Origin of the sequence: Xanthomonas axonopodis pv. maculifoliigardeniae, from assembly GCF_041519315.1 — a bacterium.
Lineage (GTDB): Bacteria > Pseudomonadota > Gammaproteobacteria > Xanthomonadales > Xanthomonadaceae > Xanthomonas > Xanthomonas euvesicatoria.
The window spans coordinates 806,097-829,968 of sequence record NZ_CP167998.1; the positions used below are offsets into that span (position 1 = coordinate 806,097).

Consider the following 23,872-nt stretch of genomic DNA (forward strand, 5'->3'; position numbering starts at 1 on the left):
TGGAGATCGTCATGCAGTCCATCCACCCTCGTGCACGCCTTGGCTCGCTGACGGCACATCGACGCAGCCGTGGTTTCACCCTGGTCGAACTGATGGTGGTCATCGTCATCATCGGCCTGCTCGCCACGGTAGTGATGATCAATGTGATGCCCAGCCAGGATCGCGCGATGGTGGAAAAAGCCCGCGCCGACGTGGCGGTATTGGAGCAGGCGCTGGAAACCTATCGCCTGGACAACCTCAGCTACCCAAGCACCGAACAAGGGCTGCAAGCCTTGCTCAACCCGCCGGTCGGATTGACGCGGCCGGAGCGCTATCGGCAGGGCGGTTACATCCGCCGGTTGCCGGAAGACCCATGGGGCCATGCATACCAATACCGGCGCCCCGGCCGCCATGGCGGCTTTGACGTGTACTCGTTTGGCGCAGACGGTGCCGAAGGTGGCGATGCCGACAATGCCGATATCGGCAACTGGCGCTGAGTGACGGCCGTGTCTGCAATGCTGGGCCCTCCAAGGCCGTGTTCCTCGCGCATGCCGATGCGCGTGGCGAACCGATGCGCGCGTGGCTTCACCTTGCTCGAGGTGCTTGCCGTGTTGGTCATTGCCGCGCTGGCCAGCACGTTGGCGGTGATGACCTTGCCGGATACGCGGCGCGATCTCCACGATCATACCGACACCCTGGCCAGCGCGCTGATGCATGCACGCGACGAGTCGATCATGAGTTTGCGCATGGTGGAGGTCAGCATCGATGCCGGCGGCTATGGTTTCCGTCGTCAGGCCCAGCAGCAGTGGGTTGCCTTGGATCAATCGCCATTTGCCACGGTCCGCTGGCCGCAGGACATCCAGGCGCAGCTGCCTGCCGACAGCAGACACATAAGTGTGCGCTTCGACCCCACCGGTGCGGCCACACCGCAGCGCATCGCGTTGGGCGATGGCCGGCAACAGATGCAGGTCGTGGTAGATGCCGCAGGCGTGGTGCAGGTCGATGCGCCATCTCGCTAACGCACGCGCATCAAGTGGATTTTCGCTGCTCGAACTGATCGTCGCGCTGGCGATCTTCGGCATGGCGGTGATCGGCCTGTTGAACCTTTCCAGCGAGAGTACCCGCACCGCCGTGGTGCTGGAGGAGCGCGCGTTAGCCGCGGTGGTGGCGGAAAATCAGGCGATCGAGGCGACGCTGGCGCCAGCTGCCGCGATCCGCGCACCAGCGAACGGGCAGGTGGTGCTCGGCGGGCGCAGCTGGGAGTGGCAGCGCCAGTCGATGCCGGCCGGCGCGGCAGGTTTGGTGCAAATCGAGGTGCGCGTGCGCCCTGCAGGCCAGGCGCAGGAAGTTGCCGGTCTGAATGTCTTGCGGAGCGCCGAATGATCGGCAAGCAACGCACGCGCGGCTTCACCTTGATCGAATTGCTGGTGGCCCTGGCGGTGTTCGCGTTGGTGGCCGCAGCTGCGGTGGTGGTGATGCGGCAGAGCATCGACCAGCGCGATGCCGTGCGCGCGCGGCTGCAACAGATTCGCGACTTTCAACTGGCCCATGGCCTGCTGCGCAGCGACCTGCAGCAGGCGGCCGTGCGCCGCACCCGCAACAGCGAGGGCAGCGCCGCACGCAGTGCATTTGTCGCCAGTGCGCCCGGAACGTACGGGCCCTTGTTCGGGTTTGTGCGACGTGGCTGGAGCAATCCGGACCAGGCACCGCGTGCGTCGCTGCAATACGTGGAGTACCGCGTCGTGGATGGGCGGCTGGAGCGCAGCGCACGCTCTGCGCTCGACGGCGCGGCAGCTGGCACGCCGCAGGTACTGTTGCGCGGCGTGCGTTCGGCGGCGGTGGCATTCCATTACCGGGCGCAGTGGAGCGATGGCTGGAGCGGCGGGCTTGAAGCATTGCCGGACGCGGTCGCACTGGAGCTGGACCTGGAGCACTGGGGGCGCGTGCGCCAACTGTTCCTGTTGCCGGAAGGGCGCACGTGATGGCACTGCACGTACCTGCCAGGCAACGCGGCGTGGCCTTGCTCACGGTATTGCTGCTGGTTGCCGTGATGACCTTGCTGATGGCGGCTGTGCTGGAAGACCTGCGCTTTGGTCTGCGTCGCAGCGGCAATGGCCAGGCGATGACGCAGGCGCAGTGGTACGCCCTGGGCAGCGAGGCCGTTGCGCGGCAGCGCTTGCAGGCGCTGTCCCAGCGGGATCCGCTGCGCACCACGCTGGACGGCGGCTGGAACGACCAGCCGGTCCGCTTTCCGCTGGACGACGGTGCGGTGAGCGTGCGCCTGCGCGATCGCGGCGGCTGCTTCAACCTCAACAGCGTGGTCGTTGGTGCGCCCGAACAATGGCAGCGTAGCGATGAGGGAGCACGCCAATATCGCGCATTGCTCCAGGTGTTGGGCATCGCCCCGCAACAGGCGCATGCGCTGACCGACGCATTGGTGGACTGGATCGACTCCGACACACAGCCGGGCGTGCACGGCGCCGAAGACGAGCGCTACCTGCAGGTCGCCGCGCCGCGGCGTACCGGTGCAACCTTGCTGGCAGGCGTCAGCGAACTGCGCGCCATCGCCGGTTACACGCCGCAATTGATCGCGCAACTGCAGCCGTATCTCTGCGCATTGCCGGAGGGGCGCTTGTCGCCGATCAATATCAACACGCTGCGCCTGGACGATGCACCGGTGCTGGTGGCGTTGACCGGAGGAGCGCTGGAGCTGCCGGCCGCGCGACGCGTTATCGCTGCACGGCCGGCTGGAGGATGGCGCGATGTCAGGATGTTTCTCAGCCAGCCGGCGCTGATGCAGGCCGAGCTGTCCAATGCGGTATTGGAACAGCTCGAACTACGCACCCGCTACTTCTCTCTCTACAGCCAGGTCGACCATGCCGGCGCGCAGGTCATGCTGGAAGCGTTGCTGCAACAGGAAACGGCCGGCCGGGTCCGACTGGTCGCGCGCCAATGGAGTTCTGACCAATGACCACGACGTTGTTGTTGCTGCCAGCCGATGCAGCCGCCCAAGCCACTGCAGTGCGTGTGGATGCGCAGGGGCAAGTGCAATCGATGGGTCAGGCCGCCACGCCGCCTGGGCCCTCCGCGCGCAACCTCCTGGTGGTGCCGGGTGTGGATGTCCATCTGCGCTGGTTGAGTTTGCCTGGCCGCAGCATTGCGCAATCGCGGGCCGCTGCGCGCCTGCAATTGGCCGAGCATCTGGCTGTCGACGCGCAGGCCTTGCATGTGGTGATCGCCGCTGGCGCTGAGGCCGATGGCACGCGCCTGGTCGCCGCAGTGGACAGCGTGGTGATGCAGCACTGGCTGGCGCGCGCAACGCAACTGGGCTTCGTTCCCGATGCGGTGGTGCCGGATTGCCTGCTGCTGGAGCCCGGTGCCGATGCGACGGCCGCAGTGATGCACTGGGACGGCCGATGGCTGATCCGCGGCGCACAGCTGGCCTGCAGCCTGGAGCCAGAGGCGGCGCGTCTGCTGTTGGGCGATCGTGTGCCGGCCGTGCCGCCGGTGCCCGACCCGACGCAGTCCATTGCCTGCTTTGCGCGCAATGCTGCCCACGTGCCGATCGATCTCCTGCAGCACCCGTTCGCGAACAAGGCCGCTGCTGAGCAACGGCGCGCTTCGCGCCGTCTGGCGGTGTTGGCCGCATTGGTGCTGCTATCGCCGGGGATGCTGTTGCTGGCGCAGACCTTGCGCTACGAGATCGGTGCGCGTGTACTGCAGGCGCGCGCCGCCACGCAGTTGGGTGTGCGCGATGCAGCGGCGGTACCGGCCGCATTGCAGGCGCGTTGGCAGGCCGGCACGGCGGCCGATCGCCTGGCGATGCAACTGAGCACCTTGTTCGGCGCAGTCGATACCCTTCCAGCGGCAGAACTGGATCAGCTGGACTACAACGCCGCACAGCCGTTGCGCGCGACCTTGCTGCACACCGATGACGCCAGCCTGCAGCAGCTCTCGGCGCGGCTTGCGGATGCCGGCTGGCACGTGGATCCGGGCAGCAGTCAGGTCGAAGACGGTCGCATGCGGACACCGTTGGCGCTGGAGCCATTGCGATGAAGACATCTGTGCAACGCGGCACGTACTGGTGGCAGACACGGGCGCCGCGTGAGCGGCGCATGCTGGGTGTGATGTGCGCCGCACTGGCGGCATCCGTGGGCTGGTATGCGCTTTACATGCCATTGCGGCACTGGCATGACCGGGCTTGGGCGCGCTACGCCCACGCTGCGCAGCTGGTGCTCGATGCATCTGCACAGGCGGCATCGACCAGACGCACCGCCGCACCGGGACCCGCGGCTCTGGCCGAGATCATCGCAAGCAGCGCACGCGATGCCGGCATCAACATCACCTCGCAACAGCGCAGCGCCGCGGGCGGGGTGGAGGTGCAGATCGAGGCCGTCAGTGCCGCCACGCTGTTCGGCTGGCTTGAGCGGTTGCGACAGGCGCACGGCCTGGCGCCGACCCAACTGCACGTGGCACGCGAGCAGGGCCAACTCCGCGTACGCTGCGGGTTTGCGGAATCGGAACCGTGACACGCATGCGCTGGGCCTTGCTCTTGGTGTCGATGGTGGGGGTCGCGCTGCTGGCGTTTGTCCCGTTGCGCCTGGTGCTGCCGCGCGAGGGACTGCCGTTCTCGGTGCTGGATGTGGAGGGCCCGATCTGGGCCGGCACGTTGCGGCAGGTGCAATGGCAAGGCATCGCCTTCGGCGATGTGGCGGTGCGGCCGCGGCTCTGGCCGTTGGTGCGTGGCGAACGCCAGGTGCAGTTGCAGTCCACACAGCTGCACCTGCTGTTGGTGGATGGGGCGCAACGCGGCATACGCAATGCACGGGGCCAATTGCTGGTGCGCCAGCCCGGTGGCGTGACGCTGATCGATCTGGCGTTGCAGCTGCAGCAGGTGGATCTGCTCTTCGATGCCACCGGTTGCGTGCAGGCGCATGGGCGGGTCAGCCTGCAAGTGCTGGCAAGCGGTGCGGGCGAGCTGCCCGGTCTGCCGCCGCTGCGCTTGTCCGGGCAGCCGGCGTGCGTGGATCACACCGCCGTGCTGACCTTGCTGCCCGACACCGCATTGCCCGCCGGCGTGCAGGCCGAAGCACAGCTGCAACTGTGGCCCGACGGACGCTGGCAGCTACAGTCGCGTGTCGATCCGGCGCAGGACGCGGTGTTGGGCGTCGGCCTGCAATTGCTGGGCTTCGCCGCCACGCCGGAGCGCGGGATGGTGCGCAACGACCATGGTCAATTGCGCTAGTGGCGATGTGGCTGGCTGCGCGCCGTAGTGCCGGTTTTCTGCACCATGCACGTGCGCGCGGCACCGCTGGCGCATCCATTGCGGCCGATTAAGCGACACGCCGGGGCATCCGCCGACAAACCTGTCGTCATGGTGCGGTGGCGAGTGGTTACGGCACGTCAGCGCGCACGCAACCTGCATAGCAGCTCCGGCACGCCTGCACTTTGGCGGCCGAAGGAGTGCAGCCGGTCTGCCGCGGCCGGATGCGTCGCCGATCCGGCGCTTTCGCGATTGCACGCGGTCTGATGCGCGCGGGGCAAATTGGTACTATATTGGACCTAACAAATCCAAGTCGGTCCGGAGGACAGGCAGTGGCCAAACCGAGAACCAATGCCAGGACGGACGACGACCCCAGGATGGATGCGCTGGCGCTGGAGGCTTCCGCGCCGACGCCGCTGTATCTGCAATTGGCCGCCAAGCTCAGCGACGCCATCCGTGGCGGGCAGTGGAAGGCCGGCGAGGCGCTGCCGGCCGAGCGCCAGCTGTGCGAACGCCTGCAGATCTCGCGGGTAACCCTGCGCCAGGCGGTGGATGTGCTGGTCGAACAAGGCCTGGTCTCGCGCCGGCAGGGCGCCGGCACCTTTGTCACCACCCAGATCCAGCATCAGCTCAGCGGCCTGACCAGTTTCAGCGAGACGCTGCGCATCAAGGGCTATGAACCCGGGACGCGCTGGCTGGAACGGCGGCTGCGCCCGGCGCATGGCGAAGAAATCCTGCGGCTGGGCTTGTCGCCGGATGCGGCGGTGGCCTCGCTGACGCGTCTACGCAGCGCCGACGACCGCGTGATGGCCTATGAGCACGCGGTGTTGCCGCAGCGCATCGTCACCGACCCGCAGCAGATCGGCGATTCGCTCTACAGCTATCTCGATGCCCAGGGCACGCCGGTGGTGCGCGCGCTGCAGTACTTCCGCGCCATCAATCTGCCCGCACGGTTGGCCGAACACCTGCGCATGAAAACCGGCGAGGCGATTTTGCATGTAGTGCGCGTGGGCTATGCCCGCGATGGCAGCGCGATCGAATTGACCGACACCTATTGCCACAACGACTTCTACGACTTCGTCGCCGAACTGCGCCGCTGACGCTAACGGCATTCCTTACGACAACCTCAGAGCCAGCCGATCCATGACTACCGCCAGGCCCGCAAATCCCGTTGTCTCGATCGCCATCGTCGGCGTGCTGTTTTTCATCATCGGCTTTTTTACCTGGATCAACGGGCCGCTGATCACGTTCGTGCGGCTGGCGTTCGACCTCAACGAGGTCAATGCGTTCCTGGTGCTGATGGTGTTCTACCTGTCGTACTTCTTTCTGGCCTTGCCCTCGTCGTGGATTCTCAAACGCACCGGCATGAAGAAAGGTCTGGCGCTGAGCCTGGTGGTGATGGCCGTGGGCGCAGCAGGCTTCGGCCAGTTCGCCACGCAGCGCTGGTATCCGGGCGCACTCGGCGGCCTGTTTGTCATCGGCAGCGGCCTGGCCTTGCTGCAGACGGCGATCAACCCGTACATCAGCATTCTCGGGCCGATCGAAAGTGCCGCGCGCCGCATTGCCTTGATGGGCATCTGCAACAAGATCGCCGGAATCCTGGCGCCGATCCTGATCGGCTCGCTGGTGCTGCACGGTATCGGCGACCTGTCCGCACAGGTGGCCAGCGCCGATGCGGCGACCAAGGAAGCCTTGCTCACCGCGTTCGCCGCCAAGATTCACGCGCCATATCTGGTGATGTCCGGCGTCCTGCTGCTGCTGGCCATCGGCGTGCTGTTCTCGCCATTGCCCGAGCTCAAGCCCTCCGAGGCCAACGCCACGCCGGGCGCGACCGGTGGCGTGCAGAAATCCAGCATCTTCCAGTTCCCGCACCTGTGGCTGGGCGTGCTGTGCCTGTTCGTCTATGTGGGCGTGGAAGTGATGGCCGGCGATGCCATCGGCACCTACGGGCACGGCTTCAATCTCCCGTTGGACAGCACCAAGATCTTCACCTCCTACACATTGGGCGCGATGTTGCTGGGCTACATCGCCGGCCTGGTACTGATTCCGCGCGTGATCTCGCAGGCGCGTTACCTGAGCGTGTCGGCGGTGCTGGGCGTGCTGTTCTCGCTCGGTGCCTTGTTCACCCACAACTACGTGTCGGTGGGCTTCGTCGCCGCGCTTGGCTTTGCCAACGCCATGATGTGGCCGGCGATCTTTCCGCTGGCCATTCGCGGACTGGGCCGGTTCACCGAAATCGGCTCGGCACTGCTGGTGATGGGCATCGCCGGCGGCGCGATCATTCCGCAGCTGTTCGCCATCCTCAAGCAGCATTACGACTTCCAGGTCGTGTTCGCTGCGCTGATGGTGCCGTGCTATCTGTACATTCTGTTCTATTCGCTGCGCGGTCATCGCGTGGGCCTGCCGGCCCAGGCCAAGTGATCGCGGCGGCATGATGCGTTCCGACGGACAAGGTACCTCCATGCGCAGGCCCACCATCAAAGATGTCGCCGAACGCGCCAAGGTCTCGTTGAAGACCGTGTCGCGGGTGATCAACAACGAGCCGTCGGTGATGCAGGCCACGCGCGCGCGCGTGCTGCGCGCCATCGCCGACCTGGATTACGAACCCGACCCGTCCGCGCGCAATCTGCGCAGCGGCACGCCGTTCGTGATCGGCCTGGTGTACGACAACCCCAACCCGTACCACATCATCGGCATCCAGAACGGCGTGCTGGCCGCGTGCCGGGAAACCGGCTTTGGCCTGCAGATCCATCCCTGCGATTCCACCTCGCCGTTGCTGGCCGAAGAACTGGCCGAATGGGTGCAGCGCTCGCGCCTGGCCGGGGTGGTGTTGACCGCGCCGATGTCCGAACGCCCGGAATTGCTGGCCGGTCTGGCCGCGCGCGGCATCAAGAGCGTGCGCATCATCGCCTCCACCGACGACCCCGGCGACGGCCCGTGCGTGTACATCGACGACCGCGATGCCGCCTATGAAATCACCGAGCACCTGATCCAGCTCGGCCATCAACGCATCGGCTTCCTGTGGGGCGGCCCGCAACATCGCTCCAGCGGCGAGCGTTACGCCGGCTATGAAGCGGCATTGAAGGATTACGGCATCAGCCTGGACAAGCACCTGGTGATTCCCGGCGACTACACCTTCGACGATGGCTTCCGCGGCGCACGCCGGCTGTTGTCGCTGCGCGAACCGCCCACCGCCATTTTCGGCAGCAACGACGAGATCGCTGCAGGCGTGCTGGCCGCAGCCAAGTCCACCGGCATGAACGTGCCGTATCAATTGTCGATCGCCGGCTTCGAAGACAGCCCGTTCTCGCGCCAGTCGTGGCCGGCATTGACCACCGCCAAACAGGCCACCGACGACATCGCGCGGCACGCCGCACGCTTGTTGATCAGCCAGCTGCGCAGCGACGCCTACGACGACCAACCGGCGCAATTGCAGAGCCGTGGTTTCGTGCCGCAGTTGGTGGTGCGCGGCTCCACCGCGCCGGCGCCCGCGTCCACCGGCAAACCCCTTCCTCCTGAATCTGCCTGAGCCACGATGAGCCTTCCCTCCGAAACCGAGACCTTGATGTTCCGCGAAGCGGCGCAGACCGCCGATGTGGTTGCTGCACAGTTCGCGCGTAATGCCGACACCATCGCCGCGCTTGCGCAGTCGCTGCGCCAGACGCCGCCGCCGTTCGTGGTGACCTGCGCGCGCGGTAGCTCCGATCATGCGGCCACCTATGCCAAGTACCTGTTCGAAACCCAGCTTGGCATCGTCACCGCATCTGCGTCGCCATCGGTGGGCTCGGTCTATGCAGCGCCGCTGCAGCTGCGTGGCGCGCTGTACATCGTGATTTCGCAATCGGGCAAGAGCCCGGATCTGCTGCGCAATGCCGAAGCGGCCAAGGCGGCCGGCGCGCGCGTGGTCGCGCTGGTCAACGTGGAAGATTCGCCGTTGGCGCAACTGGCAGAGGTGGTGATTCCGCTGGGCGCAGGCCCGGAAAAGAGTGTGGCCGCCACCAAGAGTTATCTTGCCTCGCTGGCCGCGGTCCTGCATCTGGGCGCGGTGTGGAAAAACGACCCGGCCCTGCTTGTCGCGCTCGACGCATTGCCGCAACAGTTGCGCAGCGCGTGGCAGGCCGATTGGTCGGCGCTCACCGCCGGCCTGGTGCCTGCGCACAACCTGTTCGTGCTCGGCCGCGGCCTGGGCCTGGGCGCAGCGCAGGAAGCAGCATTGAAGTTCAAGGAAACCTGCGGCCTGCACGCCGAAGCCTACAGTTCGGCCGAGGTCAAGCACGGCCCGATGGCCCTGGTGGGGCCGGGCTTCCCGGTGCTGGTCTTCGCACAGCCCGACGAAACCGGTGCCGGCACCCGCGCACTGGCCGAAGAATTCCGCGCGCGTGGCGCGCAAGTGTGGCTGGCCGCGCCCGGTGGCGATCTGCCGCTGGCAGAAGCCGCGCACCCGGCTTGCGCGCCGCTGCTGACCGTGCAGAGCTTCTATCGCGCGATCAATGCGCTGGCGCTGCAGCGCGGCAACAATCCCGATCTTCCGCCGCATCTGAACAAGGTCACGGAAACCGTCTGATCATGCACGCTCTCGCGACTCAGGCACTGTGTAATGCACGCGTGCTCACCGACAACGGATTGCAGGACGGCCTGGTCGTGGTACTGGCTGGCACGCAGATCCAGGCGATCGTGCCGGCCGACGATGCGCGCGTTGCGCAGGCGCATACGCGCGTGGATCTGGGCGGCGCCACCTTGTTGCCGGGCTTTATCGACATCCAGGTCAACGGCGGTGGCGGCGTGTTGTTCAACAACGCACGCGACCCGCAGGCGCTGGCCACCATTGCGGCCGCACATCGCCGCTTCGGTACCACCGGCATGCTGCCGACCTTGATCAGCGATACCGCGCAGGTGATGGCCGAGGCGATCGATGCCACGCGCCAGGCCATCGCACAAGGCGTGCCCGGAGTGCTCGGCATCCATCTGGAGGGCCCGTACCTGAGTCCTGCGCGCAAGGGCACGCACGACGCAGGCAAATTCCGCGTGCCGGACGCGCACGAAATTGCCGTCGATACCTCATTGGACAACGGCGTCACCCTGATCACGCTCGCACCCGAGCGCGTGCCGCTGGACGATATCCGTGCCTTCGTTGCCGGTGGCGCGATCGTGTTCGCCGGCCACACTGCGGCCACCTACGAGCAGGCGTGCGAGGGCATTGCCGCCGGCGTCAGCGGCTTCACGCACGTGTACAACGCGATGTCCCAGCTGGCTGGCCGCGAACCCAATGCAGTCGGCGCAGCGCTGGAAGACCCCAACGTGTGGTGCGGCGTCATCGTCGACGGCGTGCACGTGCATCCGGCCAGCCTGCGCGTGGCGCTGGCGGCCAAGCCACGCGGTAAATTGCTGCTGGTCACCGACGCCATGCCGATGGTCGGCAGCGACAGCGCCAGCTTCGACCTCTACGGCGAAACCATCACCGCCGTGGACGGCGTGGTGCGCAATGCCGATGGTGCATTGGCCGGCTCTGCATTGGACATGGCCACCGCCGTGCGCAACAGCGTGCGCTGGCTGGGCGTGGACCTGGCCGAAGCTGCGCGCATGGCCTCCACCTATCCCGCGCAATGCATTGGCCTGGGCGAGCGCCTGGGACGCATCGCACCTGGCTACCAAGCCGATCTGGTACTGGTGGATGACGATGTGCAGGTGTTGAGCACGTGGGTGGCTGGGCAGCGCGATTAGGCGGCACTGGCAACATGACTTGGCCAATCTACGCATCGTGCGCGCCGCATTGCGTAATGCGGCGCGCGTGTCGTGTTTGATTTTTGAAATGCAGGGGCGTGCAGCGGCCCATGCACATCGAATTGGCGCATGTCGCATGCCTCGCCTTGCTTACCCGCCCCCTTATGCGAACAGGCCGCAAGGCGCAGTGGTCTGCATCGGCGCCAAGGGCAGTGAGACAGCGATCACGCCGTCATCCCGATATCTGCAGGGAAGCCGGTGTTTAGCGCATAAAAATAGACGTATGCAGCAGCGGGTTGACACTGCAACCCACCGAAGGCACCTTCGCTGGTAACGTTCTCAGCGAAGAAACGTCTGCTCCACGTTTGAGAAGACGACAACCGGCCGTTGTTCCAGCGGTCCGGCGTTTACCCGCATGTGGTCATGCAATGCGGGCAGTTGTTCGTATCCGGCACAGGGGACGGATCACGGGCATGGCACGCGCGTCGCGCGCCGTTGTGCAACCAGGCGGTTGCCATCCGACATCAGTGATGAGGTCCACGCAATGCTGCTTTCCCGTCTGTTCGCGTCATCCCCTTGCGTTCCGGTATCTGCGTTCGTCAACCCACTGCGCCGCTCATCGTTGAGCGCTGCTGTCAGGCGCCTGCTCATGGGTGGCGCCAGCCTGGCCTGCGTCGCAAGCCTTCCCGCATTTGCGCAGGAGCAGCCCGCACCCGCGCAGCAACAGACACCACCACAAACCAGTCCCTCGGTCTCCACCCTGGACGAAATCAAGGTGGTGGGTTACCAGGCCAGCCTGGGCAAGGCGCTCAACGTCAAACGCAACGCCGATGCGATCGTCGATGCGATCAGCGCCGAGGATATCGGCAAGTTTCCCGATACCAATGTTGCCGAATCGCTGTCGCGGTTGTCCGGCATCACCGTGGACAGGCAATTCGGCGAGGGCGAAAAAGTCAGCATCCTCGGTACCGATCCTGCGCTCAATCGCGTGCTGCTCAATGGTCAGACCATTGCATCGACCAGCTGGGGCGGCGACCCCAACGACCCGGACAGCCGCTCGTTCAACTACAGCACGCTGGCGCCGGAAGTGGTCGGCCTGATGGAGGTCTATAAGACGCCCGAAGCGCGCATCGACGAGGGCTCCATCGGCGGCACCGTGATCGTGCATACGCGCAAACCGCTCGATCTGGATCGCAATACGCTCACCGGCACGGTGAGTTATGGCTACAACGATCGTTCCGACGAAGGCAAGCCGAACGCATCGGCGCTGTATAGCTGGAAGAATCAGGACCAAACGTTGGGCGCGCTTGCCTCGGTGATGCATTCGCAGCGCGTTCTGCGCCGCGACGGCGTGGAAATTTTCGGCTACGACAATGTGCAGGGCGCCGGGTTTCCGCCCGGTGTGGTTGGCAACAACACCGGCGTGTTTCCGACGTCGATCAACACGGCGTTATTCCAGCAGACGCGCAAGCGCGACGGTGTCAGCGCGGCGCTGCAATGGAAGCCGGACAGCGATTTCGAGCTCAACCTGACCGGTTTGTACGTCAAGGAAAGCTTCGACAACTACAACCAGAGCCGCTACGGCTACTGGGGCTCGACGCCCGGCGATGCGCAGGCCTTGGGCTTCGAAAACGGTATCGTCACTTCGGGTACCTTTGGCGATCAGTCCAACACCTATCTCGACGGCTATCTGCGCAATAGCCAGGTCAGCACCGGCAGCATCCACTTGCGCACCGACTGGCATGGCGAGGGTTGGAACGCCTCCAGCCAGGTGGGCTACACCAGTTCGCAAGGCGGCGCCGAGCGTATCTACGGCATCCAGTTCCGCAATCTGGCTGGCTACAGCTACGCCATCGACGGGCGCCGGACCGCGATGGACTACAGCACCGATCCCACCAATGCGGCGGCGATGCAGCTCAACAACGCCTCGGCCAGCCATAGCCCGCAATACGACAAGGAGCGCTATCTGCAGCTGGATTTCGATCATGCGGTGGAGTGGGGGCCATTCACGCAGATCCTCACCGGCATCAAGCTCACCAATCACGCCACCGGGCAATCGTCCTATAGCCGCACCTGGACCCCGAACGATGGCAGCACGCTGGCGGCATTCTCGCCGGGTACCACGCCGTCGGGCTATCTGGATGGGCTGTCGACCAGCACCGACATGCAACGCTGGTCGACCATCAACAGCGGTGCGATCGGTCGGTATATCGGCGAATTGGAAGGCGATGATGGGTTGCCCATCAGCTATGCGGGCAACTACAGCATCCAGGAGCAGAACCGTGCGTGGTTCCTGCAAGGCAATTTCTCCGGCGAGCGGTATCGCGGCAACATCGGCGTGCGCTATGTGCACTCACGCGATTCCACCGATGGCTACAGCTATGCGCCGGGCGGCGGCTACACACCGGTCAACTTTCTCAGCAGCTACGGCAAATGGCTGCCTTCGTTCAATATTGCCTACGACCTGCGCGACGATCTGATGCTGCGGTTTGCCGCCTCCAAAGTGATCGCGCGGCCGCGCTACACCAACATGACGCCGTACGTGGCCACCGACGACACCACGCTGACGGCCTCGACGGGGAACCCAGGACTGAGTCCATACGAGTCGACCAATCTCGGTGCATCGCTGGAGTGGTATTTCTCCGACAGCAGCTTGCTCAGTGGCGAATTCTTCTCGCGCGATATCTCCAACTACATCCTCACTACCGTGCAGGACCGTGTGTTCTTCAACAACGCTACCGGCGGCTCAAGCACCTACCAGACATCGGTGCCCACCAACGCCGGCGATGCCACGGTGCGCGGTGTGGCGCTCAATCTGCAGCACAATTTCGGCAATGGCTTCGGCGTGGTGGCCAACTACACCTATTCCGATTCCAACACCGACGGCGACTACAGCCTGCCGTACAACTCGCGCAATGCCTACAACATCAGCCCGTACTACGAGCAGGGCAAGTGGAGCGCACGGGTAAACCTGGGGTGGCGCTCGGAATACTTCACCCAGATTGGCCGGCTCAACGGGCAGCAGATGACCGACGCGTTTACGCAGGTAGATGCATCATTCGGCTACCAGGCCACCGAGCGGCTGCGCATGGCGCTGGAAGCCACCAACCTGCTGGATGAAACCTATTTCAGCTACATCGGCAACAAGAACCAGCCGTACTACATCTACAAGAACGGTCGCTCTTTCATGTTGAGCCTGAATTTCAAGCTGTGATGCCCGGCCGGGGCGGCTGCTCGTGTGTAGCCGCCTTGGTTTAGAGCGGCTAACAAAACGTCGCGAGCAGTCGTCAGGCGGGTGCGGACGGCGCACAGGAACCGCAGTGTACGAGTGGTACATGAGGATTCCGAGCACCGGCCGCGCCCGCCTTGCGGCTGCGCAGTAGTTTTGTTAGCTGCTCTTAACGGCGTAAATCAGATCTCCAATACATCACTGACTTCGAATGGGCAGGTTTCGGTCCATGGGGTGCTGCAATTCCGTCCTTGCTCGCGTCCCCACATCGCGTCGCACCTGGACACAGGTGCGCGACATGCAGCTATGCACCGATCCGTCGCGCTGCCGCAATCGCGGCAATGCGCGCCTTTGTCAGTGCCTCGCCGATCTGCGGCCCTTGCAGACCTTCAGCCGCCAGATTTCGCGCATTGATCGCCAGCGCGGCGGCATGTAGCCGTTTGAGTGCTTCGCCCTGCGGGTACGCGGCTTCTTCACTGCCCAGACGGCCACGCTTGTCGGCTTCGCAGACCAGTGCCAGCTGCGCGATACGCTCCGGGCGGCGAAACGCATCGCAGCGCACCAGCAGCTCGTGCAGGGTGCGGTCGCGCAGCTCGGCCAGGCGATGCACGTTCAAATGTTCGCGGCAGGCGATGATGGCAAGTTGCCGAAAGTCCTGCGGCACCTTGAGCCGCTCGCACAGCGCCTGCAATGGCGCCACGCCGCGTTGTTCGTGCATGACGTGGCGCGGCCATTCCTCAGGTGGTGTGAGTGCCTTGCCCAGATCGTGGGTCAGTGCGGCAAAGCCCACCAGCGCATCGCCGGGCGCGAGACGTGCCGCCATATCGCTGACCATTTCCTGGTGAATGCCCGTGTCGACCTCCGGATGGAATTCGGCGCGCTGCGGCACGCCGTACAGCGCATCGACTTCCGGCAGGATGACCCGCAGCGCATCGGTGTCGTGCAGCGTGCGCAGGAACGCCGAGGGCTGCGCGCAGCTCAATGCGCGCCGCAGCTCCTGCCACACGCGCTCCGGCACCAGGCTATCGAGTTCGCCGCTGGCGGCCATGTCCCGCATCAATGCCGCAGTTTCAGCAGCGACAGTGAAGCCCAGCGGTGCCAGCCGCGCCATGAAGCGCGCGGCACGCAACACGCGCACGGGATCTTCGACAAACGCCGGACCGACATGCCGCAAGACGCGCGCCTGCAGATCACGCGCACCGTTGTACGGGTCGAACAACTCACCCGTCTCCTCATCGCGCGCGATCGCGTTGATGGTGAAGTCGCGGCGTAGCAGGTCTTCTTCCAGGGTCACCGATGGGTCGGCGTCCACCACGAAGCCGCGATATCCGCGGCCGGATTTGCGCTCGGTACGCGCCAGTGCGTATTCCTCGCCACTGCGTGGGTGCAGGAACACCGGGAAATCCTTGCCGACCGGCTTGAACCCCTGCGCTTCCATCTGCGCCTGATCGGCGCCAACCACCACCCAGTCGCGGTCGCCAGCCGGCTGCTCAAGCAATGCATCGCGGACTGCGCCGCCAACGAGATAGATCTTCATCAGCGCATGATGCCCGAGCAATCATGCGCCTGTCTGTGCGCTCTCCCGGCTGCTTGCGGGACCACTGGCGGCGAGGACGCCGCCAACGCGCTCATGGAAGGGTTCACGGTACATGCAAAAAGGGTTAGGGCACCGCACGCTCGACCCGGAGAAAAGGTCACCCGCGCACAGGTGCATCGCCAGCGATGTAGTAATCGGCGGTGCTGCGCGGCAATGGGGGGCGACCGCGCATGCGGTCGGCGATTTTCTCGGCAATCATGATGGTGGTGGCGTTGAGGTTGCCGGTGATGATGCGCGGCATGATCGAGGCGTCGATCACGCGCAGGCCCTCCATGCCGTGCACGCGGCCCTGGCCGTCCACCACCGCCATGTCGTCGGTGCCCATCGCGCAGGAGCAGGAGGGGTGATAGGCGGTTTCAGCGCGAGAGCGGACGAATGCGTCCAGCTCCGCATCGGTCTTGCAGTCCGCACTGGGGCTGATCTCGCGGCCGCGGTAGGGGTCTAGCGCCGGTTGCGCGATGATCTCGCGGGTGATGCGGATCGCGTCGCGGAATTCCTGCCAGTCCTGGTCGGTGGATTGGTAGTTGAACAGGATCGAAGGATGCTGGCGCGGGTCGCGCGATTTGGCGTGCACACGCCCGCGGCTGGGTGTGCGCATCGAGCCGACGTGCGCTTGGAAGCCGTGCTCCTTGACGGCATTGCTGCCGTTGTAATTGATGGCCACCGGAAGGAAGTGGTACTGGATGTTGGGCCAGTCGAATTCCTCGCGCGTGCGGATGAAGCCGCCGGCTTCGAACTGATTGCTGGCGCCGGTGCCGGTACCGGCGAATAACCATTCCGCGCCGATCGCAGGCTGGTTCCACCACTGCAATGCCGGATACAAGGACACCGGCTTGGTGCATGCGTACTGGATATACACCTCCAGGTGGTCCTGCAGGTTCTGGCCGACGCCGGGCAGGTCGTGCACCAGTTGCACATCGAGTGCGCGCAGCAGATCGGGTGCGCCTACGCCGGAGCGTTGCAGCAGCTGCGGCGAGGCGATCGCACCCGCGCACACCAGTACTTCGCGGCGTGCATGCGCATCGATTCCTTCGCTGCTGTTGCCCACCAGGTAATGCACGCCGATGGCACGCTTGCCTGCAAACAAAATGCGGTCGGTGGTGGCATGGGTGACGATATGCAGGCCATCGCGCGGCTTGGCCATGTCCAGGTAACCGCGCGCGGTGCTGGCGCGGCGCCCGCGTGGCGTCACCGTGCGGTCCATCGGTCCGAAGCCTTCCTGCTGGTAGCCATTGAGATCGTCGGTACGCGGGTAGCCTGCCTGTACGCCTGCCTCGACCATGGCATGGAACAACACGTTGTTGTCGTTCTTCGGCGTTGCCACGCTCACTGGACCGTCGCCGCCGTGATAGTCGTTGGCGCCGATGTCGCGCGTCTCTGCCTTGCGGAAGTACGGCAGGACATCGCGGTAGCTCCAGTCCTCCAGGCCGGGGCGCTTGGCCCAATGATCGAAGTCCAGCGCATTGCCGCGGATGTAGCACATGCCGTTGATCAGCGACGAACCGCCCAGGCCCTTGCCGCGACCGCATTCCATGCGCCGGTTGTCCATGTAGGGTTCCGGCTCGGTTTCATAGGCCCAGTTGTAGCGACGTCCCTGCAACGGAAAGGCCAGTGCTGCCGGCATCTGCGTGCGGAAATCCAGGCGGTAATCCGGCCCGCCCGCTTCGAGCAGCAGCACGGTCACGCCGGGATCTTCGGTCAGGCGTGCCGCCAGCACGTTGCCTGCCGAGCCGGCGCCGATGATGATGTAGTCGTATTCGCGTTGCATGGTGTTCTCCTGATGCGGTAACGGTGCGGTGGCGATCAAGGCATACGGCACAGACGCAAGCGTGCTCCCGGGGCGATAGCGGCGCGTTACTGCCACCGCGCTTGCGTGCGCTGGCTCTCTGCCCTCAGAACACCGACGCGTAACGTTCCAGTTCGATCTGGACCGATTTGGTGCGCGTGTAGGCCTGCAAGGTCGCCAGGCCGTTTTCGCGCCCCACGCCCGACTGCTTGTAGCCGCCCACCGGCATCGGCGCCGGCGACTCGCCCCAGGTGTTGACCCAGCAGATACCCGCTTCCAGGCGATGGATCAGCCGATGTGCGCGCGCCAGATCCGGCGTGACCACGCCTGCAGCCAGCCCATACGTGGTGGCGTTGGCGCGCGTCACCGCTTCGTCTTGGTCGTCGTAGGTGAGCAGGCTCAGGACCGGCCCGAAGATTTCCTCGCGCACGATGGTCATTACATCGGTGCAATCGCTGAAGATGGTCGGCGCCACGTAATAGCCCTGCGCCAGTGCGCCGTCTTGCAGGCGCTCGCCGCCGCACAGCAGACGTGCGCCTTCGGCCTTGCCCTGTTCGATATGCTCCAGCACGCGCTGCATATGCGCGGCGCTGACCAGCGGACCGAAGGTGGTGCGCTCATCGAGCGGGTCGCCGATATGAATCCGTTGCACGCGGGCCAGCAGGCGCGCTTCGAATGCGTGACGCAAGGCGCGCGGCACGAACACACGCGTGCCGTTGGTGCACACCTGTCCTGAGCTGTAGAAGTTGGCCATCATGGCGATGTCGGCCGCCAGGTCCAGGTCGGCATCGGCGCAGACGATCAGCGGCGACTTGCCGCCCAGCTCCATGGTCACCTCCTTCAGCGACGAACTCGATGCGCTGGCCATCACCTTGCGGCCGGTGGCGGTGCCGCCGGTGAAGCTGATCTTTTCGATCTGCGGATGTTCGGTGAGCGCCGTGCCCACGCTGGCGCCATCGCCGGGCAACACGTTGAACACGCCATCGGGCAGGCCGGCCTCGGTAAAGATTTCGGCCAGTTTCAACGCGGTGAGCGGGGTAACTTCGCTGGGTTTGAAGATCATCGCGTTCCCGGCGGCCAGGGCGGGCGCGGCTTTCCACAGCGCGATCTGGATGGGGTAATTCCACGCGCCGATTGCACCCACAACGCCCAGCGGTTCGTGGCGCGTGTAGAAAAAGCTGCCTTCGCGCAAGGGCACCTGCGCACCCTGCAGCGCCTGCGCAACGCCAGCGTAATACTCCAGCACGTCGGCTCCGGTGACCACATCCACGCTACGCGTTTCGCTCAGCGGCTTGCCGGTGTTGAGCGTTTCCAATTCCGCCAGCGCATCGTTGCGCTCGCGCAGCAACGCCACCGCACGCAGCAAAATGCGCGAGCGCTCCACTGTCGTCAGGGCCGCCCATTGTCGCTGGCCTGCCTGCGCGCTATCGACCGCGGCGTCCAGATCGTCGGCACCGGCATTATGCACGTTGGCCAGCACCTCGCCGGTGGCGGGGTTGACCACTTCGAACGTGTGGCCGCCGCGGGCGGGAACATAACGGCCGCCGATATACAGCAACTGGTCGGAAAAACGTGGCATGACAAACCTCCTGTGGGACGGTCGCCGCAGCGACGCACCTTCAGCGGGTGAGGTGCAGAAACTGCAGGTGACGTTCGTATTGATCGATGATGTCGTTGATGATCTGTTCGCGGCTGTAGCCCACCAGGTCGTAGTCCTGGCTGCCTTCGTACAGGTAGACCTCGGCGCGGTAGTAGCGCTGGTTGCGGAAGCGCTGCGCGGCAAACGACGGAGTCAGATAGCCGCGCATCACGATTTGATAGCGGAAACCCTGCTGTTCGCCATGATCGACGCTGATTTCCATGTCGCCGTCGTCGATGCGGCTGCTGACCTTCCAGCCTTCCTCCTGCAGCTGTGCGGTGACCGCTTCGATGGCCGGGCGCACCTGGTCGTGCATGAAGCGATACACCTCATCGCGCGCCGGGAAGTGCATCGCCTGGCCCAACCGCTGGCGCCAGCCGCCGTGATGACGCGATTGCCCGATCAAGGGGCTGGGGCTGTAAAGCTGCGCGCGTTTGCGCTGCGATTCTTCGCTGAGGGCGCGTGACAGGCCCCAGGCCATCAGCAGCAGCACTGCAGAGAATGGCAGCGACGCCAGCACCACCGCCGATTTCAGTGCGTCCATGCTGCCGGCCAGCAACAAGCCTGCCGTGACCACGGCAGTGAGCACGCCCCAGAACACGCGCAGCCAGCGCGGGCCATCGTCGTGCGGTTCGCCGCCGTGGGAGGAGAGCGTGGACAACACCACCGTGCCGGAATCGGCGGAGGTCACGAAGAACACGAAACTGATCGCCACCGTGACCGTGATCACCGTGTGGCTCCAGGGATAACTCTGCAGCAGGGAATACAACACCGTCTGCGGTGCATCGATGGCCTGCTGCGCCCATGCTGCCTGGCCGTGATGCAGCAGCTGATCCAGCGCGCTGTTGCCGAAGATCGACAGCCACGCCAGGGTGAACCCGAGCGGGATCAGCAATACCCCCAACACGAATTCGCGAATGGTGCGGCCGCGCGAGATGCGCGCGATGAACAGCCCGACGAACGGCGCCCAGCCGATCCACCAGGCCCAATAGAACACCGTCCAGTTGCCCAGCCAATCGGCGCGGCCACCGTAGGCATACACGTCGAAACTCTTGTTGACCACGCTGCCCAGGTAGTCGCCCAGGTTTTGCATCAGCGCATTGAGCAGGTACTGCGTCGGGCCGGCGAACAGCATGAACAACAGCAGCGCAATGGCCAGCAGCATGTTGATGTCCGACATCCAGCGCACGCCTTTTTCGACGCCGGACACCGCCACCACGATGGCCGCGCCCATCATCGCCACGATCAGCGCCACCTGCACCCAGTGCGTATGCGGCACGTCCATCAAGGTACTCAGGCCGGCGTTGAGATGCAGCACGCCAAAGCCCATGTCCGCGCCCAGGCCGAACACGGTGGCCACGATGCCCAACGCATCCACGGTATAGCCGATCGGCCCGTTGATGCGTTTGCCGATCAGCGGGTACAACGCCGAGCGTAACGCCAGCGGCAGGTTATGGCGGAAGGCGAAATATGCCAGCGCCATGGCGGCCAGTGCGAACACGCCCCATCCATGCAGGCCCCAATGCAGGAACAGCACCTGCATCGCCTGTCGCGCGGACGCCTCGCCACTGCCGGTACCGCCCTGGGGCGGTTGCAGATAATGCGTGAGCGGCTCGGAGACGCAGAAGAAGAACAGCGTGATGCTGATGCCGGCGGCGAACAGCATGCCGGCCCAGGAGAGATAACTGAATTCCGGCTCGTCGTGATCGGCGCCGAGCTTGATGTTGCCGTAGCTGGACAGGGCCGTGGCCAGCACGAACACCAGATACAGCGTCATCGCCAGCAGGTAATACCAGCCGACATTGCGCGACGCCCAGGTCTGCGCATCCAGCAGCACACGCCCCGATTCCAGCGGAAACAACGACACCAGCAAGGCAAACGTGCACACGACCGTGGCAGCCAGCACGAACACCGGGCGCAGGGTGCGTACCGGCAAGGTGTGCGGCGCTGTCGCACTCATGGCAACGCACTCATACGCTGCGTATCACGTGTTGTGCTCCCAACGAAAAACCGCCTGCGTTATCGCACAGGCGGTGTCGAGGGGGTGTCAGCGGTCGAGTTCGCCAATGCGGACCCGTTGTAACTTTTCCGGTTGTTTGGAGCGGCCAACACAACGTGGCGAGCAGTCGTTAGGTGGGCGTGGGCGGCGCGCTCAGAACCGGAGTGTACGAGCGGTACGCGCCGATTCCGAGCACCGGCCGCGCGCGCCTGGCGGCTGCGCAGTCGTTCTGTTGGCTGCTCTTAACGCAGCAATTGCCTTGGCACGCGGATATCCATGCCCACCGCCAGGTGATCTGAAAACGCGGCCGGAATGGCTTCGGTATGTTCGATCACCAGGCTGTCGCTGACCAGGATGTGGTCGATCGCCCGGTCCGGACGCCAGCTGGGAAAGGTGTGCACCTCGCAACTGGGCGGTTGCAGACGGGTATGGCGATAGAGCGACTGCATCTCCGGGCGATCGGCCATGCAATTGAAATCGCCCATCAACATCGCGTTGGGATGGTCGGACAACAGTTCGGCGATGAAGGCCAACTGCGCCATACGCGAATTGGCGCCCAGCGACAGATGCGCCACCGCCACGGCCAGGCCATCGCGGCCCTCACCGAATTTCGCCAGCAGGATGCCGCGCCCGCCGATGCGGCCGGGCAGGGCGTGGTCCTGCACTTCCACCGGTTCCAGCTTGCTCAACAAGCCGTTGGCGCTGGAGGCCACCCCGCCCATGCGGCGGTTGGGTTGGTGGCTCCAGTAATCGAAACCGGCGCGCTCGGCCAGATAGTGGGTCTGGTTGGTGAAACCCGAGCGCAGGCTGCCAGGGTCGGCCTCCTGCAGGCCGACGATGTCGCGTTCGCCGACCAGCTTGGCGATGCTGTCCAGGCTGGTGCGCTTGCTGCCCAGCGGCAACGCGTGCGACCAGCTACGCGTCACATAGTCGCTGTAACGGCGGGTGCTGGAACCGGCCTGGATATTGGCGGTCAGCACCCGCAGGGTGCGCGAGTCCGAAGCGTTCACGACGTTGCGTTCGCGCGACTCACTTGGCCAGCGTGGCGCGTTCGCGCGCGATCAGGTGATCGGCAATGCGCAGCATGTCCGGGAAGCTCTGGCCCTTGACCAGGTACTTGCCGTTGATGATCAGCGACGGGGTGCCGGTGATCTTGCTGCGGGTGGCGAACTGCTTGGCGCGGTTGGTCTTGGCCGAGACGCCGAAGCTGCTCATGGTGTCGATGAAGGTCTTCTGGTCCACGCCGTACTTGGCATAGAACGCGGCGATGTCCTGCACCGAATCCTTGCCGCGCTCGCCCTTGAGGGTCTGGTCGACGTGGATGGCCTTGTACAAGGCTTCGTGGGTCTTTTCCTGCACGCCCAGGGTTTCGGCGGCATAGAAGGCGCGGCCGTAGTCATCCCAGGTGCCACCGAACATGGCCGGCACATAGACAAAATGCACGTCCGACGGCAAACCGGCCTTCCACGGCCCGATCAGCGGCTGGAACGCGTTGCAGGCAGGGCAGACGTAGCCGAAGACTTCGGCCACTTCGATCTTGCCGGCGGCCTGCTGGTAGGGCTGGCCAGCGTCGATGTCCAGATAATCGGTGCCGGCGACCGGCTCGGGGCCATTGGGTGCACGCGGGGCAGCGCTGGGCGCGGCGGGCGGCGGAGTGGTGGCGCTTTCGCCGACTGCAGGCGGAGCGGCCGGGTCTGCGGCCGGGGTGGCGGCAGCGGGCGCGGGCGCCGTTTCGGCAGCTGGGGTGGTGGCAGGTGCGGTGTCGGACGAACCGTCCTGCGCCTTGCAGGCGACCAGGATCGGCAACAGCGCCATCAGCGTCAGGGCGAAGCGTGTCTTCATCGGATTGGATCTCCAGCGTGGGGCGAGAAAAGGGCCGGACGGCCGCGGGGCGCATGATGCCACGCGCGGCCGTCGCTGGCGGTTATGCGGTTCAGCGCTTGGCCGGCGCGGCGTGCTCGCGGGCGATCAGGTAGTCGGCAATGCGCAACATGTCCGGGTAATTGCGTGCGCCGATCAGGTAGCGGCCGTTGACGATGATGGCCGGCGTGCCGGGAATCTTGCTGCGCAGCGCGAACTCGCGCGCGGCCTTGAGCTTGGCCTCCACCGCCTCGCTCTTGTAGGTCTCGATGAAGCGCTGCTGCGGGATTCCGTAACCGGCATAGAACGCGGCCAATTCTTCGGGCGCCACGTTCTGGGTGGGCACGGTCTGCTTTTCATGGATGGCGTCGAACATGGCGCGATGGCTGCGCTTGGCCACGCCCAGGATGTCGGCGGCGAAATAGGCGCGCGCAAACGCGTCCCAGAAGCCACCGAAGGCGGCCGGTACCGGGGTGAAGCGTACGTATGCCGGCTGCTTGGCCACCCAGGCTTCCAGCACTGGTTCGAAATGTGCGCAATGCGGGCAGGTGTAGCCGAAGACTTCGGTCACTTCGACCTTGCCGGCCAGCGGGGCGTACGGCTGGCCGCCGTCGATCAGGGTGTAGTCCTCGCCTTCGACCGGCGCGGCCTTCTTGTCGGCGGCGCAGGCCACCAGCGGCAACAGGAACATCAACAGCAGGGGCAGACGGGAAAGCAATTTCATGCGGGCTCCGTGGGGGCGAGGGGAGAGCGGTAAACGACGACGCCGGTCGCGGGACCGGCGTCGTGAAGCGGCGTG

Annotated in this window: 21 protein-coding genes and 2 other RNA genes; 14 read left to right on the forward strand and 9 right to left on the reverse strand. The window is 65.1% G+C overall.

The window, feature by feature from the left end:
* The first annotated feature begins 11 nt into the window (after nt 1-11).
* The 14 genes from gspG to ACDH77_RS03520 all read left to right on the forward strand — a co-directional run bounded on the left by gspG (nt 12) and on the right by ACDH77_RS03520 (nt 14,177).
* A complete protein-coding gene (gspG, locus tag ACDH77_RS03455) occupies nt 12-476 on the forward strand; it encodes a type II secretion system major pseudopilin GspG (RefSeq protein WP_014089352.1) in 465 nt (154 codons plus the stop codon).
* Between the two features lie 57 nt (nt 477-533).
* Nucleotides 534-998 (forward strand): GspH/FimT family pseudopilin, encoded by a 465-nt coding sequence (locus ACDH77_RS03460; RefSeq protein ID WP_031421027.1) that lies wholly within the window; start codon nt 534-536, stop codon nt 996-998.
* Nucleotides 982-1,362, forward strand: a complete 381-nt coding sequence (gspI, locus tag ACDH77_RS03465; RefSeq protein ID WP_031421029.1) for a type II secretion system minor pseudopilin GspI — start codon at nt 982-984, stop codon at nt 1,360-1,362. Before ACDH77_RS03460 ends, gspI begins: the two co-directional genes overlap by 17 nt.
* Nucleotides 1,359-1,961, forward strand: a complete 603-nt coding sequence (gene gspJ, locus ACDH77_RS03470; RefSeq protein WP_008576733.1) for a type II secretion system minor pseudopilin GspJ — start codon at nt 1,359-1,361, stop codon at nt 1,959-1,961. Before gspI ends, gspJ begins: the two co-directional genes overlap by 4 nt.
* Nucleotides 1,961-2,950 carry a type II secretion system minor pseudopilin GspK gene (gene gspK, locus ACDH77_RS03475; protein WP_014089355.1) on the forward strand — a complete coding sequence of 330 codons (990 nt, stop codon included), beginning with the start codon at nt 1,961-1,963 and terminating at the stop codon, nt 2,948-2,950. The genes gspJ and gspK overlap by 1 nt, the downstream gene beginning before the upstream one ends.
* Nucleotides 2,947-4,035 carry a type II secretion system protein GspL gene (gene gspL, locus ACDH77_RS03480; protein WP_031421033.1) on the forward strand — a complete coding sequence of 363 codons (1,089 nt, stop codon included), beginning with the start codon at nt 2,947-2,949 and terminating at the stop codon, nt 4,033-4,035. The genes gspK and gspL overlap by 4 nt, the downstream gene beginning before the upstream one ends.
* Nucleotides 4,032-4,508: a type II secretion system protein GspM gene (gene gspM, locus ACDH77_RS03485; RefSeq protein WP_031421035.1), complete on the forward strand. Its 477-nt coding sequence runs from the start codon at nt 4,032-4,034 to the stop codon at nt 4,506-4,508. Before gspL ends, gspM begins: the two co-directional genes overlap by 4 nt.
* Before the next feature lie 5 nt (nt 4,509-4,513).
* Nucleotides 4,514-5,224 (forward strand): type II secretion system protein N, encoded by a 711-nt coding sequence (gene gspN / locus ACDH77_RS03490; RefSeq protein ID WP_372353886.1) that lies wholly within the window; start codon nt 4,514-4,516, stop codon nt 5,222-5,224.
* Between the two features lie 395 nt (nt 5,225-5,619).
* Nucleotides 5,620-6,342 (forward strand): GntR family transcriptional regulator, encoded by a 723-nt coding sequence (locus ACDH77_RS03495; RefSeq protein ID WP_008576739.1) that lies wholly within the window; start codon nt 5,620-5,622, stop codon nt 6,340-6,342.
* A 43-nt stretch (nt 6,343-6,385) separates the two neighbouring features.
* A complete protein-coding gene (locus ACDH77_RS03500; RefSeq protein WP_008576740.1) occupies nt 6,386-7,663 on the forward strand; it encodes a sugar MFS transporter in 1,278 nt (425 codons plus the stop codon).
* A gap of 40 nt (nt 7,664-7,703) precedes the next feature.
* The gene (locus tag ACDH77_RS03505; RefSeq protein ID WP_003482633.1) at nt 7,704-8,771 is read left to right on the forward strand and encodes a LacI family DNA-binding transcriptional regulator; all 1,068 of its coding nucleotides are present in this window, start codon (nt 7,704-7,706) and stop codon (nt 8,769-8,771) included.
* 6 nt (nt 8,772-8,777) lie between these two features.
* Nucleotides 8,778-9,806 (forward strand): SIS domain-containing protein, encoded by a 1,029-nt coding sequence (locus ACDH77_RS03510; protein ID WP_008576748.1) that lies wholly within the window; start codon nt 8,778-8,780, stop codon nt 9,804-9,806.
* 2 nt (nt 9,807-9,808) lie between these two features.
* A complete protein-coding gene (gene nagA / locus ACDH77_RS03515) occupies nt 9,809-10,963 on the forward strand; it encodes an N-acetylglucosamine-6-phosphate deacetylase (RefSeq protein WP_011346379.1) in 1,155 nt (384 codons plus the stop codon).
* Between the two features lie 544 nt (nt 10,964-11,507).
* Nucleotides 11,508-14,177: a TonB-dependent receptor gene (locus ACDH77_RS03520; RefSeq protein WP_372353735.1), complete on the forward strand. Its 2,670-nt coding sequence runs from the start codon at nt 11,508-11,510 to the stop codon at nt 14,175-14,177.
* A gap of 47 nt (nt 14,178-14,224) precedes the next feature.
* On the opposite strand, the gene ACDH77_RS03525 is transcribed toward ACDH77_RS03520, so the two are convergent.
* The 9 genes from ACDH77_RS03525 to ACDH77_RS03565 all read right to left on the reverse strand — a co-directional run bounded on the left by ACDH77_RS03525 (nt 14,225) and on the right by ACDH77_RS03565 (nt 23,797).
* Nucleotides 14,225-14,300: non-coding RNA, sX9 sRNA (locus ACDH77_RS03525), on the reverse strand.
* A gap of 196 nt (nt 14,301-14,496) precedes the next feature.
* Nucleotides 14,497-15,729, reverse strand: coding sequence for a multifunctional CCA addition/repair protein (locus ACDH77_RS03530; protein WP_031421042.1), 1,233 nt, complete (start codon nt 15,727-15,729; stop codon nt 14,497-14,499).
* Between the two features lie 157 nt (nt 15,730-15,886).
* Entirely contained in the window at nt 15,887-17,557 is a 1,671-nt protein-coding gene (gene betA, locus ACDH77_RS03535; protein ID WP_011346382.1) for a choline dehydrogenase, read from the reverse strand.
* Between the two features lie 124 nt (nt 17,558-17,681).
* Nucleotides 17,682-19,154, reverse strand: coding sequence for a betaine-aldehyde dehydrogenase (gene betB, locus ACDH77_RS03540; RefSeq protein WP_031421046.1), 1,473 nt, complete (start codon nt 19,152-19,154; stop codon nt 17,682-17,684).
* Nucleotides 19,155-19,194: 40 nt separating this feature from the next.
* A complete protein-coding gene (gene betT / locus ACDH77_RS03545; protein ID WP_008576754.1) occupies nt 19,195-21,174 on the reverse strand; it encodes a choline BCCT transporter BetT in 1,980 nt (659 codons plus the stop codon).
* Nucleotides 21,175-21,317: 143 nt separating this feature from the next.
* Nucleotides 21,318-21,394: non-coding RNA, sX9 sRNA (locus tag ACDH77_RS03550), on the reverse strand.
* 61 nt (nt 21,395-21,455) lie between these two features.
* A complete protein-coding gene (locus ACDH77_RS03555; RefSeq protein ID WP_010377815.1) occupies nt 21,456-22,193 on the reverse strand; it encodes an endonuclease/exonuclease/phosphatase family protein in 738 nt (245 codons plus the stop codon).
* A 49-nt stretch (nt 22,194-22,242) separates the two neighbouring features.
* Nucleotides 22,243-23,055: a thiol:disulfide interchange protein DsbA/DsbL gene (locus ACDH77_RS03560; RefSeq protein ID WP_109291964.1), complete on the reverse strand. Its 813-nt coding sequence runs from the start codon at nt 23,053-23,055 to the stop codon at nt 22,243-22,245.
* Between the two features lie 91 nt (nt 23,056-23,146).
* The gene (locus ACDH77_RS03565) at nt 23,147-23,797 is read right to left on the reverse strand and encodes a thiol:disulfide interchange protein DsbA/DsbL (RefSeq protein ID WP_008576757.1); all 651 of its coding nucleotides are present in this window, start codon (nt 23,795-23,797) and stop codon (nt 23,147-23,149) included.
* Between the last annotated feature and the right edge of the window lie 75 nt (nt 23,798-23,872).